We start from the raw sequence: 15,373 nt of genomic DNA, 5'->3' as shown, positions 1-15,373 counted from the left end.
GCACTTATGTTACATTTGTGCGGTTGGGCGGATCACGATTTCGTTCACATCAATATCATCCGGTTGTTCAATTGCGAATCCAATTGCGCGGGCTACCGCGTCCGGTGTCATGGCTAGTTTATCCCGGATGGCAGCGAGTTGATCTCTCAATGCGGGATTGGTCATACCCTCCGTGAAATTCGTCTGCACAATACCAGGCGAAATGATGGTCACGCGCAGCTTGTCACCAGCCTCCTGGCGCAACCCTTCTGAGATGGCGCGCACAGCGAACTTCGTACCGGAGTAGACCGACTGGTTCGGCACAGTCTTATGTCCTGCTACAGAAGCGATGTTCACGAAGTGTCCGGAACCCTGCTTATGAAAGATAGGCAACGCTGCGGCTATACCGTACAAAACGCCTTTAATGTTGACGTCAATCATGTCCTCCCAGTCCTCGACACACAGATCTTCGAGAGGGGAAATGGGCATAACGCCAGCGTTGCTGACGAGAACATCCAGCTTCCCGTACCGTTCGCAAGCCAAATTAACGAGGTTGCACAGATCCTCGCGCCCTCTCACGTCAGTGCGTGCATAAACAGCTTCGCCACCTCCATTTGAAATGCGTGTCGCCAGCGCTTCAAGGCGATCCGCTCCGCGCGCTCCAAGCACGACTTTTGCCCCACGCTCGGCAAGCAACAGTGCTGTTGCTTCTCCAATTCCGCTGCTTGCACCTGTAATCACGACGACTTTGTTCTCTATTCTTCCTTCCAAATGCATAGCCCAATCCCTCTTCCTCTAATCTATTTGCCTTAGGCCCTTTGTTGGCCTTGCAAGTAAATTTTAAGTAGAATTCGATTGAGACAGGTAGACCGATCAAGTCCAATTCTTGCCTAATCCTATTCGGCGTGCATATAATTAGCACATCAATATTAGCGTTCAACGGAAAGGACGGTGAAGCATGAATGATTTCGTCTCCTCCCCCCTCTGATATTTCTACGAATCTACAAGAACTGATTCATTTAATTCATCAACATGCGTCTTCGGATGGTACGTTTGTCTCGTCTGTGCCAGGACTTTATTTCAGACGTGCAAGCGATGTGTCGGAGCTAAATCATACGGTCCATATGCCCTCCCTGTACGTGGTTGCACAAGGCTCAAAGACAGCAATGCTGGCTGGAGAAAACTATGTGTACGATCCAACAACTTACATGGTCACATCAGTTCAGCTTCCCGTAACTGGTAAAATAACTCAGGCCTCGTCGGAGCTCCCTTATCTAAGTCTTCAATTATCCATTAGTCCAGACGTCATCCTGGACATTATCAAGAAGAGTCCTCCTCAATGTAACGTAAAGACTGGACGCGGCATACTGGTGAGCCAATTTGACCCTCTGCTGCTTGATGCGCTGCTTCGGCTTGTCAGACTTTCGGATACGCCTGCGGATATTCAGTTTCTTGCGCCGCTTATCACGCGCGAGATCCTTTATCGTGTATTACAAGGTGAGCAGGGAGCTTTAATCAGGCAATTTGCCGTAGTTGGCAGCTATGCACATAGCATCTCCAAAGCGATCCATCTGATAACCCGCGATTACTCTAAGCCTCTTGTGATCGAAGAATTGGCGAAGGAAGTAAACATGAGCGCCTCTTCCTTACACAAGCATTTTAAAAAAGTAACGGCTATAAGTCCTCTCCAGTATCAGAAGGCCATTCGATTGCAGACTGCACGCCGCTTACTGCTCTCGGAGGGATTGGAAGCCGCCACTGCAGGCTTTCGCGTTGGCTATGAGAGCCCATCACAGTTCAGCCGGGAATATGCACGCATGTTTGGACGTCCACCGATGAGTGATGTTACACATTTGCGTAATTCCCTTAGTGTCTCAGTTGATTGAGAGTTTCTTCGGGTGATCCGTGGAGGATGCCCAGAGGCAAGTTGTCTTTGGTCTGGTCAAAGAGGATATATCACACCAACGGAAGTTCGTCGAGCCGTTTGTAAATCAACAATCCTTTCTCTTTCGCCACCCTTACCATTTCATCGGCACCCTGAGAGGGTCCTCCAACCCGAAGCACGGCGTTACAGCAATCAAGCAGGCGAATGGAAGACGGATGAAAGATTCTGTTAAAAGTCTCGTCTCCCAAAGCAGTGGAACCAGCTGTCGCGATAAGGGGCAAAGCATACCACTCCCCCAGCACCGGCATATGACCAGCCTCGTAAACTTGAAGAGCAATTTCATTCATGTAGTTGACGTTCTTCTCAATTAATATATGATCATCATTCGTTCCAGATCGATACGGGCCTGCGATAAGGATATGAAGGGGTTTCGATTTCACTTTTAAGAGACCCTTGATCTGAGCGTATTGGAGCAGCATTATTGTCTTGGCGTCACGAATCTCGCCGCTTTCGACCATGTTTAGCACTTGAGCAAACGGAAGTTCCATTACTTCAATGTTTTCCTGCTCCTCCTCAAGGCCACCACCGTCACCCGTTGTCATATCTTCACTATACTCGGCTACATAGAAGTGCAGGATTTCGGTAACGGAGCCCGGTGACATATAGGCCTCGCCAACTTTCTGCACACGGTTGATACGGTATCCCGTCTCCTCCTCCGTCTCCCGAAGAATACCTTCTTCCGGTGTTTCTTTATCGAGTAGTCCTGCACAGGTTTCGATAAGCATCCCAGTTTCATTGCCGTTCCGATAAGTAGGCATCCGGAACTGTCTGGTCAGTACAACGGTTTGTTTGTGCTGATTATAGAGCAGGATCGTTGCGCCGTTGCCGCGATCGTACACTTCACGGGATTGTGTCTCCCATTGTCCATTATTTTTTTCAAACTCGAATGTGACCTTATTTAAGATGTACCAGTTATCCGATAGAAGCTCCTCTTTTACAATCCGTACTCTTGGGTGATACTGTTGTGACTTCATCTCATTTCCTCCCTAGAAAGATTCCGTTCTCTTTAGTCATTTCGAGAGTTCCGTTCTGCTGCAGAAGCCGATTGACGTGGTCTCGAAACTTGTCAATAGCCGCTCCGACAAGTCGCTCTCTTGCGTTCATCGGAGTCGAGATTATATATTCGATCAGGGGTTCCGCTTCGTCGACCAACAAACAGTCCTCGTATCGAAGCAACCGAAGATCGGAAAAGCAAGAAGACAGCAAGTCCCCTCCGTTATCCAGGTGGAACCGTTTAATAGCATGATCCAACACATGAAGCTCAGGATCGAACGAAACCGCCAAGTGTTCGACCTCTTGTAGGTGTTGAGTGCTCATTGTAGAGGTGCATACTATACCTCCTTGCTTTAAGATACGGTGCATCTCGCGGATTGCTCTAGGGATGTCCGGCACGTGGTACAGCATGTTGTTAGCGATAACCATATCGAATTGTTCTTCATGGAATGGGATCTGTTGCGCGTCAACAGATAAAAACTTAAACTGCGGATTGTTGCTTCCCAAGCGACAACGTGCTTCTTCCACCATCCCGCTTGACATATCGGTAAGCGTGATACGCCAGCTGCTTGGAATTCGTTCGGCGTTTCTTATCCAAAAGGTCCCGTCGCCGCAGCCCAACTCGAGAATGTGTGCTCCCGGTTGGACCTCCAGTTGTTCAAAGATCCAACGATGCCAGCCTTGGGGATTTGTACTGTACTTGTCGTAAAGATGTATCCGCGTTTGCAGACGGTTCGCCGTCCGATATTGCTCCCCCCAATTTTGCTCACTCTGCACGGTTTGAATAACATCCGCCAAATGGTTCCAATCGGAGCCATAAGCCGACATTTCCATAGCATCTCGTATTGCATGTACTACGTGCTCTGTATGAGCAATTTTCTTTTGTAAAACATCGAGTTGTGCTTGCAACGAGTGTCTGATCTCTCCGTTGGATGGCGATTCTGCATCTAAAATGTCCATTATTGTTTGAAGCGATAACCCTAGATACTTCAACATCTGAATTCGCTGTAATCTTTCCATATCTTTCATGTTGTACAGTCTTATGGATCCAGTGCGATGACCTCCTGGACTCAGAAGTCCAATTTGATCGTAATATTGCAATGTCCTGACCGTTATCCCTGTACGTTTGGCAAGCTGTCCTGTCGTCAGACAGTTCTCTTTGTCCATCCATTGCTCACATCCAATTGATTGCTCTAGCATGTCGTTCTCAGTCAGTATAGCAAATGACGTAACGTCACCTTCAAGAAAAACTTATGCAATAAGAAATAAGAGAAAACCACCCTAGCAAAAGGTAACTTGGTAGTTAGTCACGAATATCATGTAATAAAAATTCATCAGCTCTTCATGGAGGCTACTATGAAAACTTTCATTTACATGGTGAGACATGGCGAATCACCGAAGACGGAAGGAAATGAAAGAACAAGAGGTTTGACTGATAAAGGCAAGTCAGATGCTTTTCAAATAACTGAATTATTGAGAGGAGAGGGGATCGAGGTTTTCGTTTCAAGTCCATATCAACGGGCAATCCTAACCATTCAAGAATTAGCTCAATGCTCAGGACAAGAAGTTTTAATATTCGAGGATCTTAAAGAAAGAATTTTTTCTAGTGAAGATAACCGAATCCCCGATGATGAATTATTCCCTTTGTTAGATAAGTCATTTTCTGATCCCAACTTTGCTTTAACGGGAGGAGAGTCTAATGCAGTTTGTCAGAACCGAAGTATAACAGTCTTAAAGGAATTGCTAAAAATCTACCGAGGACAGAAAGTCGCATTAGGCACTCATGGAGCTGTAATGACTTTAATGATGGAGTATTATGACAAGCAGTATGATTTGAATTTTTTACTACACACATCCAAACCAGACGTATACAGAATGGAATTCAATGATCAGGAATTAGTTGAGGTAAAAAGATTGTGGAACATGCCGTAATAGTTTGTGAGGAAAAGGTATAAGGACTATTCTTCAAAGAGAGACCACCCTTAAAAAAGGGATGGTCTCTCTTCGAAACTTTTCTTTTATAGCTATTGCGGTGAACCGTTAAGCAAATCTTCAGCTATTTTTACCAGGTCTTCTTTGCTCAGCGGGCTGTCCTGGTTATCAGATATGTTGTAGTGTAACCGTCTTTTTTCATCGAGCCATCCCAGTCGATTTTTTCCTACCTCCAAGGGCTTGCTTAATTCGCTTGCTCTGATGTAATAGGCCTTGGTTCCTTTAATCATCAGTTCCTCAGCCGAATCCTGTTCATTTTGCATCACGGTCGTCTTTGTGACTTCGGGAGCGTATTTGGTGACGGCGATATTTACATAGTCATTTCCTCTCGCATACCGGGCGAGGGTGAAGTCTGACTTGTCCCAGCTCAGCTTTTGAATAAACAGATTTTCACCTTTCGGTGCAGCTTTAGCCTGTTGCGTCAGTTTATCCGTTAAAGCCCGATATTCCTCTTTGTTCATCATCCCAGGATATGCAGCGACTGGGTAGACGTATCCGAAATCAAACCGGTAGCCATTCGGCAGATGAGTGGGACTATGCAACAGCGGAGCTTCTGTCCGCTTGATTTCATCCTGCAGACTGCTGAAGCTAGAAAGTTCAGTCGGCTTGTAGGCAAACAGGACGGGATTAGACGAATTTTGTTGATTCATAGAATCGTCCTTAACGTAATAGGCGGCATACTCTCCAGGCTGTAGACGGTCTGTCACCTCTTCGTTCCACTGTGTGTAGGTGGTTGTATACGTTTTGGAAGCGTCCGTTTCGGCAGGTGTTTTGGCGGTATTTAATACGACATCGCCTTTACTGTTACGGAATTCCAGATATTGCGAAGCGGCGTATCCAGTCACAGAGACGCCCAATACAAAAAGCAAGATCATGATAGGAGCGGTGATGCGCGGCTGAAGACGCATTTTTACAATGAGTCCCTTTTTGGATTTCGCCTTTTGGTAGACCTGTTCCATCACTTTATCAGAGACGTCAAAAGCTTGGATTTTTAGGACACTCTCTGGTTCTGTCAGCATGTCCATGTTTTTTAAGCCTCTGTCTTTTAGATCGGTGTATTTCAGGCCTTGTTCCTGAGTTCTGTCTTGTAATTCACGCATTTTGGGTCCTCCTCTATGGGCTCCATCATTTTTTTGAGCTTTGTTTTTGTTCTGCCGTATTTTTTCTTGATCGCTTCCTCGCTTTTGTTCATAATTTCCCCGATTTCTCCAAACGATTTTTCTTCAAAGATGCGCAGCACCAACAGGTTTCGCTCCTCTGCATTCAGTTGGTCCAATGCCCGGCTCAGCGGTTCACTGAAAAACTGACGTTCCATAACCTGCGCAGCACTGTCTGAAGTCATGTTAGTTGAGGTGAACAGGGTCATTTTAAATTTGCGCTGTAGTTTCTTCCTGCGAATCAGGTTTAGGCAGTGATGATAAGCCATTTTATACAGCCAGGAGGAGAAGCCCACTGTGGGCCTGTACATACTAATTTTCTCGAAAGCACTAACGAAAATATCCTGTACAGCCTCTTCCGCTTCCTGCTCACTGCCTAATATCCGCCAGCAGTACACAAAAATCTGACGCTGATACTCCTTTACAATGTAGGCGTAATCCTGGATCTCGCCAGCTTGGACCCGTTTAATTCTATATTCGATTTCCTCATTCAAAGATTTAGGCACCCCCTCTGATTAAAAAGAAAACTATGTCTGTATAACAAATGAAGAGGACCGAAAGGGACACCTTTTCTAAAATTTTTTAAGTATTAATCAACTCTCTAAGAGAATACGATAAAGCAGAACAATTATCACCAACGTTGTTGATTTCATAGAGCTTGAATTTTTATTGTGGAAATAAATAGAATGATAAAATATACCTATCAAAAAAGGAAAATAGATTGTAAAGAAAAAAGGAGATGGAAAATGGGTTTTTATGATAATAGAGAAAATGCTTTATTCCGCACTCTTCAAGAGCAAGTCATAACATTCAAACAATGGGGAGCTAGCATAGCTGAAAAACATGGAGAATGGGAAACGAATTATCTTTATTGGGATAAGCTTTATAATGCTGTTGAGGGAGTGTTAGAACATACTTCATTAGCTGAATGGCAGACAGAAGTTTATGAACTGATCTTATATACACTGGCAAGGGATAATGAAGTTGAGAATGTATTGCAGTTGTTAATTGTACAACCCAAAATATTTTTGTCTTTAGCCTACAGTGCAATTACATACTCTGATTACGAAGCCAGATGGCAAATAGCCTATGGATTAGGTGAAGTAAAAGGAATGAGGGATGAAGTAAATAGTCTTTTGTCTAAGCTCTCGAATGATGAGCACGAATATGTCAGAAGAAGGGCATTAATTGCATTGCAGAAAAATGGAAAGATGAATTAAATGATCAAGAGGTAAACTCGGCAGTCCCGCCCGTATAGCTAACGATAGCCATCGGCTATGCTGGGCGGGATTGCCTCACCCTCTTTAATGCAGCGTATCTTCTACTTATTCCCTTTGCGTACCTTTAACAGCTTACCCTTTACGGTTGTATTCTTCATAATCTCAAGCACCAGTGGACCTTTACCATTCAGAATCTCAACATCTGTCGCATAATCCAGAATCGTAATGATCCCGATATCATCTGCGGTGACTCCGTCAAGCTTAGCGATGGTCCCCACGAAGTCGACAGCTCTAAGTTTTTTCTTCTTACCGCCGTTAAAATTCAGCTTCATAATCTGTTGGTTTAATTGCTCGCGCTTATCTTTTTTGAGTGCGGTTTTTACATGCAGTTTCTGCTCAAAATCTTCTCTACGGAGATCAACAGCCTCTTCTGAGGGGGCCTTTACCTGCGGAATCGCGAATCCAATATATGCTTCAATATCAGCTAATCTTCGGCCATCCTTAGGAGTGATGAGGGAAATGGCTTTCCCCGTTTTGCCAGCACGTCCCGTACGTCCTGTGCGGTGAACATAGCTTTCCTTCTCAAGGGGAATATCGTAGTTAATGACATGGGTGATATTCGTGATATCAATCCCTCTGGCGGCGACATCTGTCGCAATCAAGTAACGGAATTGACCCCTTCTGAATGCATTCATTACCTCAAATCGCTCGTCTTGCTCCATGCCACCATGAATGCGATCACATGGATATTCGAGATCAGCCAATGCTCTGAATAATGTATCTACATTCTCCTGCGTACGACAGAAAATAATGCAGCTGTCAGGATTCTCAACAATGAGCAGATCTTGCAGTAGTGCCAGCTTGTCTGACTCCTTCACCTGAATAAGAGAGTGATCAATTGTGGCGGTCGTTATACCAGTCGCTTTAATCTCAATTCTAACAGGATCTTTCATATATTTACGTGACAGTGTGGCTACATCCTCAGGGAAGGTAGCGGAGAATAGCATGGTAACCCGGTCACTAGGCAGCGCTTGAATAATCGACTGGACTTGCTCGATAAAGCCCATATTCAGCATCTCGTCAGCTTCATCAATCACGAGGTAGGCAATCCGATCTAACGATAGCGTGCCTCGTTCGATATGGTCCAGTACACGTCCTGGCGTACCTACAGCCACATGCGTTCTTTGTTTTAACTCAGCCTTTTGGATATGAAAAGGATGTTTTCCATAAAGGGGTGTTGCTTTTATCCGCTTAAAGCGTCCAATATTCGTGATGTCTTCGGTGACCTGTAACGCGAGTTCACGGGTTGGCGTCAGGATTAAAGCTTGGGGCTTATTCTCATTCCAATCTACTAGCTCACAGATTGGAATACCATATGCTGCTGTTTTGCCGCTACCTGTTTGCGATTTGGCGACAAGATCCTTCTTCTCAAGCGCAACAGGAATAACTTCCGTTTGAATCTCTGTTGGCGTCTCATAGCCCAAGCTATTGAGCGCTCTTACAATTTCTTCACTTAATGCGTAATCTGTAAAATGCTTCTGACTCATTTTCAACCTCTTCTGCGCTGTATTTGAATACCAATACATATATAATGTCATCGTGTATCGAACTTATACTCATCTAGTATACTCTATATCCAGGCTTACTCTAATACATATCCATGTTACTGTTTGTCTAATCGTATCCTTGGAACGTTTAACGAAGGGCTCGTCCATTTTCTCGTGTATGGTATCTGATGTGTTGGTCGACTGAGCTATTTCGCAATTTAACGACCAACAAACTTTACCCCATATGGATCTACGTTGAACAATTTCATGGAGAATTACTTATCTTCAATTGTATCGGCATTTCCATATCCGCATGCGTGAAAACATGTGTTACGAAAGGGCACCCAATCGGGTGCCCTTTGAACTGCCGTTAGCGCGGAAAACCGTATCAAAAGTATTGTTACGATGAAAAGTGAACCCAATCTCTCCCTTGGACAGCATCCATCTTTTTAAAGAAAATTTGAGCGCGTTTATTCTCAGTAGAAGTTATCCAGGTCATATGAGCATATCCATAATTTTGTGAGTACTTTTGACATTCTAAAAAAAGCTGTGATTCTACTTCTGTATCTCTAAATGGTTCCAATACAAATAGGTCGTTCATGACGGTGATTTTGTCTGCTTTCATCGTGCTAAAGGTAAAGAATAATGTAGCAAAGCCGATTAATTCTCCATTTTGTTCCGCCACAAATTGTATACCGTTTTGCTGCTCAAAAAGGGTTTGAATCAAATTATGAATTTTTTCGATAGGTGGCCTAGGGTTTTGATAAAAACCAACGATGTATTCATACATTAACTCGGTCAAACTGCTTAAATCATCAGGCTTAGCGTTTCTTATTAAAAATGACATTAGATGTACTCCCTTTTCATTAGTTTTGAATTAATATACATCATAAAGTATATATATGCAAAACTAAGATCAGTGAAGGAATCTTTTGAACTCATGCAAATGCGAAGAAGTATGTAATATGGGTGCGACAAAGGCTGCCGAGAAAATGTATCCGGCAGCCTTTGTTGCGCTGAGGGACATGTGCGTCGAGAATACACCCATTCGTTAAAATTGAATTCACTCCGAATTACTTAAGAAGTGTAAGTGTCACCTCTATCGTGTTATCAATAAATGATCGTTCTGGACGAGACTTTATCATTACGGTCAGTCCAATTAACGATACGACTAGCGCCTGTGATACAGCCTTCGCATTGAGCCCGATCTCAAGCTCACCTGATTGTACACCTCGTTCAATGGTTTCTTGAAATATAACCGATAGGTACATTTGATGTTCCCTTGTAAGAATTTCAAATTTCTCATCATGAGGTGCAAGTTCAACCATTGTATTGATGCAAAAGCATCCTTTTCTAGGGTTTTCTGTATATTCCTCATCGACCACACCTTCAAAAAAAGCTCGAAATGCTTCTTTTACAGATGGTTTGCTTTGAAGCTTGGCTCGGATCAGAGAAGCACGGGACATCATGTATTTGCGCAGCGCAGCTTCGAACAATTCTTTTTTTCCTCCAAAAGTGGAGTATATACTAGGTCGTTGAATTTCCATTCTGGAAGTTAAATCACTCAGTGAGGTAGCTTCATATCCCTTCTCCCAAAATATTTGCATTGCTGCATCTAATACTTTATCTTCGTCAAATTCGCGGATTCGTCCCATAATCAATACCTCTCATTGCTCGTAATTTTATTCTTAACTCAATAACTCTGATCATAATTGTCAGGGGTCTTTATTTGCGTACCAATTAGTATGTTATTATCTTATAATTAACCCGTTGTATTGTCAAATGCAGATTGGTTTATCGCACCAAGGAGATATCACTATGAGGATGAATCAAAGTATTTTTACTATATTTATTGACAGTATTCTTTTTGATGGGTTATATTTACTGGGAAAAATATTTTACCGATCAGTATGATATTTTATCGGTATTTGATTGTCATACAAAGAAAGCTATTAGAATAGGAGAGATGGACCATGGAGATAGGTATTACTTCGTTTGTAGAAACAAAGCCTGACGTTCAGACAGGTGAAGTGATAAGTCACGCACAGCGATTGCGCGAAGTTGTCGAGGAAATTATTCTTGCTGATCAAGTGGGACTTGATGTGTTCGGTGTAGGTGAGCATCATCGGAAGGATTATTCGGCATCTTCACCAGCAGTTGTGCTGTCAGCGGCTGCAGCGCAGACGAAACGGATTCGGCTGACCAGTGCAGTCACAGTGCTTTCTTCAGCTGATCCCGTTCGCGTTTTTCAGGATTTTGCTACGCTGGATGGTATTTCGAATGGACGTGCGGAGATTATGGCGGGCCGAGGTTCCTTTATTGAATCTTTCCCTCTGTTTGGCTATGACTTGGACGACTATGATGAGTTGTTTGAACAACATTTGGAATTGCTCCTTAAAATACGGGAGTCCGAAAAAGTAACTTGGAAGGGCGGGCATCGGCCAGCGATTAGCAATTTGGGGGTGTATCCACGGCCGGTTCAGAATCCTTTACCGGTATGGGTTGGCAGCGGGGGCAGGCAGGATTCTGCTATCCGTGCAGGTCTGTTAGGACTGCCCTTGATGCTGGCGATCATTGGTGGAAATCCAGTGAATTTTGCACCGCTCGTGCAGCTTTATAAGAAAGCAGCAGCGCACGCTGGTCATGACGAATCACAGCTTAAGGTTGGATCGCACTCGATAGGATTTGTCGGAGAGAATAATGAACGAGCTGCAGATACATATTTCCCTTCTACGATGGCAGGTATGAATAGATTAGGCAGGGAGCGGGGCTGGGCGCATTATGATCGTTCTAGCTACGATGCCGCGCGCAGCTTTGAAGGTGCGCTGTATGTTGGCGATCCTGAGACTGTTGCCCAGAAGATCATTCACCTTCGCAAACATGTAGGTGTTACACGCTTTATGCTGTATGTTCCGTTAAGCACGATGCCGCATGCCGAGGTGATGAGAGCCATTGAGCTGCTAGGAACAGAGGTAGCACCCCGAGTTCGGAAGGAAATAACCAAGTGGGAAGCTGAAACGGAAAAAAGATCATAATTCAATTATAGGAGTGATTTGAATGGATTTTGAAAGTCGGTTATTACCAGAATTAAGGCCGATATTAGAACAATTTCCCGGTTTTCAACTGGAAGAAAATTTAGCACTGAGCAGAAGCTATTTGTCGAGTTCTCCCATTGAGCAGTCGAAGCACGTACGCACAACAAGCCGGATGATTCCGAGCGTAGCAGGCGAGATATTAGTCAAAATCTACGAACCTGCCCAGCGAACTGACGTTAAGCTTCCGGCCATGCTGTGGATTCACGGGGGAGGCTATGTGATGGGGCATCCTGATATGGACGATGCTTTGTGCGAACGCTTCGTGCAGGCTGCTAAATGCGTCGTCGTATCGGTCGATTACCGACTTGCTCCCGAGCATCCCTACCCAGCTGCCATCGATGACTGTTATGCCGCTTTGACGTGGATGACCGACGAAGCTGAGCTACTGGGCATCGACTTAGACCGGGTCGCAATTGCCGGAGCAAGTGGGGGCGGCGGTCTGACTGCAGCACTTGCTTTAATGGCCCGTGACAAAGGCGGGCCAGCCCTCATTTTCCAAATGCCGCTGTATCCGATGATCGATGACCGCAGTATTACGGCGTCAAGTCATGAAATTACGGCCGATAACGCACCATGGAACCGGAAGAACAACTTGGCGGCCTGGAACATGTACTTGGGGGATCGTACTGAAGACACCGAGGTGTCCCTATACGCTGTGCCGTCGAGAGCGGAATGCTTGGCTGGGCTACCGCCGACCTATACGTGCATAGGCCAGCTCGATCTGTTCCGAGATGAGACGATCGAATATGTAGCACGCCTTGCCCAAGCGGGGGTGGACGTCGAATTCCATCTGTATCCCGGCACATTCCACAACTTTGAGGGGATGGTTCCGCAAGCAGAAGTAAGCCAACGTGCTAGCCAAAGTTATGTAGACGCAATTGCAAGAGCCCTTAATCCTTAAACTATTCAATAGGCAGTCTCCAAAGTGATATGCTTCCAAAAAAGTAGACAGGTTAAATAATAAAACTTGCTACTGTAAGGGGAGTATATCACTTTTTGCAGTAATCTTTTTGTCGTTTGATACGAGACTAGATTCTAATCGAAACGATGTGTTAAAGGAGCACGAGGTGTTCAGTCGCCCCGCAATGATGTAAAGTTTTTCGGGTAAAATCTTTACTTTTACATGTAGCGGACAATAACCTTTCATTCTTATAATTGGAAATGTAAGCGATTTATTTAGAGGTAGGAATATTAAAAACTATATGTATGAGGAGGAGATTGTATGTCGAAATTTAAAGTGGGCAAGTTGGTAAGCAGCTTGGCGTTGGCGGGTGTGTTGTTATCATCAGTTCTGATAAACCCGGCTAGTGCCAGTATGGCGAACGGTGGTAAATTCCTCGGGAATATCATTGCTGGAAGTGTCCCTGCAAGTTTCGGAACATACTGGAACCAGGTGACGCCAGAGAATTCGACCAAATGGGGGTCGGTTGAAGGCAGTCGTAACAACATGAACTGGTCGCAGGCGGATACCGCCTACAATTATGCCCGTAACAATGGCTTCCCGTTCAAGTTCCATACATTGGTATGGGGTGCTCAGGAGCCAGGTTGGATTAGCGGACTGTCGGCTGCTGATCAGAAGGCGGAAGTAACCCAGTGGATTAAAGCAGCAGGTCAACGCTATCCGAATGCGGAGTTTATAGATGTGGTGAATGAGCCCCTGCATCAGAAGCCATCCTTCCGCAATGCCATAGGCGGTGACGGATCGACCGGATGGGATTGGGTCATATGGTCGTTCCAACAGGCAAGACAAGCTTTTCCCAATGCCAAGCTGATGATTAATGAATATGGAATTATCAACGATCCCTCGTTAACCGACCAATATGTCAATATTATTAATCAGCTCAAGAGCAGAGGCCTGATTGACGGAATTGGTATTCAATGCCACCAGTTTAGCATGGACACTGTTTCAGTTAACACGATGAACACTGTACTGAACAAGCTGGCGGCAACAGGATTGCCAATCTATGTGTCGGAACTGGATATAACTGGTGACGACAACACCCAGCTTGCCAGATACAAGGAGAAATTTCCGGTATTATGGAAGCATTCTGCGGTGAAGGGAGTTACGCTCTGGGGGTATATCCAGGGACAAACTTGGAAGCCGAACACACATCTGCTGAATTCTAACGGCACGGAACGTCCCGCGCTCCAATGGCTGAGACAATATGTGCAGAGTTAAACTATAGGTGGCACTTAAAACCCAACAGATGCTAACTTTTGCCAAATGTCTGGGCTGGGTAGATGTTTATTTGACGAAGTCTTGGCTGAAATGTTATACGCCCAAGGCTTCTTTTTATTTAGCTTAAACCTAACGTATCAAAACCTAATCCAACTCAATTAGGCTTACATACCCAATCCATAACTTTAACCCACTTGAAATAAAACCGTCTGGACGGTATAGTAAAGAGGGGTGATCAATATGAATACAACTAAAAAAACATTAAAAAGAGAATTAATTCTTAAAGCGGCCTCCATGATTGTGCACGAAGAAGGAGTAGAGAAGTTAACGTTAGAAGCGGTGGCTAAGAAAGCGGGAATAAGTAAAGGAGGATTGCTTTACCATTTTCCGAATAAGGATGAATTGGTTTTGGGAATGGTTGAGCAACTATCGACCAGCTTTGTCTCCGAATTTAATGAGAGAGCAGAAAACGATATGCATTCCAAAGGAAGATGGACTCGCGCTTATATGAATACATCATTTTCTGGCGATCGGAATGCAAGTGACCTGTATACCGCTCTTTCAGCAGCACAGTTTACGAACCCTCACATGCTAAAATTACTTCAGGACGAGTATGAGAATATCCAAAATAAAATTGAAAACGACGAATTGGACCCCGTTCGTTCCACGATAGTCCGATTAGCTATAGACGGTTTGTGGTTTGCTGAAATGTTTGGGCTTGCTCCTCCCAATGAAGAAATGAGGCAAAAAATGATGGAAGAATTGAAAACATATATAAAGGAGAATGAATAATGGCTTATCTTTTCTTGGCAATCTCTATTGTTGGTGAACTTGTTGGAACTTCAATGCTTAAAGCTTCAGAAGGTTTCACCAGACTGTATCCGACTCTATTCACAATTGTGGCGTTCGTGATCTCTTTCTTCTTTATCTCCTTATCCCTTAAGACGCTCCCCTTAAATATGACTTATGCCATCTGGTCAGGTGTAGGAGCCGTTGCTACAACGCTTATTTCAGTATTGATTTGGAAAGAAAAAATTAATACAGGAAGTATCGCAGGTATTGCTTTAATTGTTATTGGCGTGGTGGTACTGAACCTATTTGGTGCAGGACATGGTGAGGCAAAAGGAACAACAGAAGCAACGAGTTCAATCGTTCAAAAATGAGATAAAGATTTTCGGACCGAGGATACAAGCACGCTTGAAGGCATAAGGGCATTCGTCGAGAAAGTTCTTGTGCCGCACGGCGTGAGGGTATGAATTTTTAGTC

General features: G+C 44.4%; 16 protein-coding genes. 8 read left to right on the top strand and 8 right to left on the bottom strand.

The window, feature by feature from the left end:
• Window positions 1-9: 9 nt before the first annotated feature.
• Window positions 10-756 (bottom strand): SDR family oxidoreductase, encoded by a 747-nt coding sequence (locus GRP75_RS00710; protein WP_160788359.1) that lies wholly within the window; start codon window positions 754-756, stop codon window positions 10-12.
• Between the two features lie 185 nt (window positions 757-941).
• Between GRP75_RS00710 and GRP75_RS00705 the strand changes: the two genes are divergently transcribed.
• On the top strand, window positions 942-1,865 hold the full coding sequence (locus tag GRP75_RS00705) for an AraC family transcriptional regulator (protein ID WP_160788358.1): 924 nt from the start codon (window positions 942-944) through the stop codon (window positions 1,863-1,865).
• A 70-nt stretch (window positions 1,866-1,935) separates the two neighbouring features.
• On the opposite strand, the gene nudK is transcribed toward GRP75_RS00705, so the two are convergent.
• On the bottom strand, window positions 1,936-2,898 hold the full coding sequence (gene nudK, locus GRP75_RS00700; RefSeq protein ID WP_160788357.1) for a GDP-mannose pyrophosphatase NudK: 963 nt from the start codon (window positions 2,896-2,898) through the stop codon (window positions 1,936-1,938).
• 1 nt (window position 2,899) lies between these two features.
• Entirely contained in the window at window positions 2,900-4,084 is a 1,185-nt protein-coding gene (locus GRP75_RS00695; RefSeq protein WP_160788356.1) for a MerR family transcriptional regulator, read from the bottom strand.
• Between the two features lie 189 nt (window positions 4,085-4,273).
• Here GRP75_RS00695 and GRP75_RS00690 point away from each other — a divergent pair, with 189 nt between their 5' ends.
• Window positions 4,274-4,849, top strand: coding sequence for a histidine phosphatase family protein (locus GRP75_RS00690; RefSeq protein ID WP_023991073.1), 576 nt, complete (start codon window positions 4,274-4,276; stop codon window positions 4,847-4,849).
• 92 nt (window positions 4,850-4,941) lie between these two features.
• Here the strand turns inward: GRP75_RS00690 and GRP75_RS00685 are convergent, their stop codons facing one another.
• On the bottom strand, window positions 4,942-6,009 hold the full coding sequence (locus GRP75_RS00685) for a DUF4367 domain-containing protein (protein WP_160788355.1): 1,068 nt from the start codon (window positions 6,007-6,009) through the stop codon (window positions 4,942-4,944).
• Window positions 5,970-6,560 carry an RNA polymerase sigma factor gene (locus tag GRP75_RS00680; RefSeq protein WP_160788354.1) on the bottom strand — a complete coding sequence of 197 codons (591 nt, stop codon included), beginning with the start codon at window positions 6,558-6,560 and terminating at the stop codon, window positions 5,970-5,972. Before GRP75_RS00680 ends, GRP75_RS00685 begins: the two co-directional genes overlap by 40 nt.
• Window positions 6,561-6,812: 252 nt before the next feature.
• Between GRP75_RS00680 and GRP75_RS00675 the strand changes: the two genes are divergently transcribed.
• Window positions 6,813-7,286 (top strand): HEAT repeat domain-containing protein, encoded by a 474-nt coding sequence (locus GRP75_RS00675; protein WP_160788353.1) that lies wholly within the window; start codon window positions 6,813-6,815, stop codon window positions 7,284-7,286.
• A 101-nt stretch (window positions 7,287-7,387) separates the two neighbouring features.
• Here GRP75_RS00675 and GRP75_RS00670 read toward each other — a convergent pair whose 3' ends face one another.
• The 3 genes from GRP75_RS00670 to GRP75_RS00660 all read right to left on the bottom strand — a co-directional run bounded on the left by GRP75_RS00670 (window position 7,388) and on the right by GRP75_RS00660 (window position 10,488).
• On the bottom strand, window positions 7,388-8,833 hold the full coding sequence (locus GRP75_RS00670; RefSeq protein ID WP_023991069.1) for a DEAD/DEAH box helicase: 1,446 nt from the start codon (window positions 8,831-8,833) through the stop codon (window positions 7,388-7,390).
• Window positions 8,834-9,233: 400 nt separating this feature from the next.
• Window positions 9,234-9,680, bottom strand: a complete 447-nt coding sequence (locus GRP75_RS00665; RefSeq protein WP_160788352.1) for a GNAT family N-acetyltransferase — start codon at window positions 9,678-9,680, stop codon at window positions 9,234-9,236.
• A 226-nt stretch (window positions 9,681-9,906) separates the two neighbouring features.
• Entirely contained in the window at window positions 9,907-10,488 is a 582-nt protein-coding gene (locus GRP75_RS00660) for a TetR/AcrR family transcriptional regulator (RefSeq protein WP_068939240.1), read from the bottom strand.
• A gap of 318 nt (window positions 10,489-10,806) precedes the next feature.
• Between GRP75_RS00660 and GRP75_RS00655 the strand changes: the two genes are divergently transcribed.
• From GRP75_RS00655 to GRP75_RS00635, 5 genes are all read left to right on the top strand, one after another.
• Entirely contained in the window at window positions 10,807-11,868 is a 1,062-nt protein-coding gene (locus tag GRP75_RS00655; RefSeq protein WP_160788351.1) for an LLM class flavin-dependent oxidoreductase, read from the top strand.
• 22 nt (window positions 11,869-11,890) lie between these two features.
• Window positions 11,891-12,829 carry an alpha/beta hydrolase gene (locus tag GRP75_RS00650; protein WP_160788350.1) on the top strand — a complete coding sequence of 313 codons (939 nt, stop codon included), beginning with the start codon at window positions 11,891-11,893 and terminating at the stop codon, window positions 12,827-12,829.
• 321 nt (window positions 12,830-13,150) lie between these two features.
• Window positions 13,151-14,107 (top strand): endo-1,4-beta-xylanase, encoded by a 957-nt coding sequence (locus GRP75_RS00645; RefSeq protein ID WP_160788349.1) that lies wholly within the window; start codon window positions 13,151-13,153, stop codon window positions 14,105-14,107.
• Between the two features lie 240 nt (window positions 14,108-14,347).
• Window positions 14,348-14,899: a TetR/AcrR family transcriptional regulator gene (locus GRP75_RS00640; RefSeq protein WP_160788348.1), complete on the top strand. Its 552-nt coding sequence runs from the start codon at window positions 14,348-14,350 to the stop codon at window positions 14,897-14,899.
• A complete protein-coding gene (locus GRP75_RS00635) occupies window positions 14,899-15,270 on the top strand; it encodes a DMT family transporter (RefSeq protein WP_069290722.1) in 372 nt (123 codons plus the stop codon). The genes GRP75_RS00640 and GRP75_RS00635 overlap by 1 nt, the downstream gene beginning before the upstream one ends.
• The last annotated feature ends 103 nt before the right edge of the window (window positions 15,271-15,373 follow it).

Origin of the sequence: Paenibacillus sp. OT2-17, from assembly GCF_009827695.1 — a bacterium.
Classification (GTDB): Bacteria; Bacillota; Bacilli; order Paenibacillales; family Paenibacillaceae; genus Paenibacillus; species Paenibacillus polymyxa_B.
This window is presented reverse-complemented; position numbering and strand designations above follow the sequence as displayed.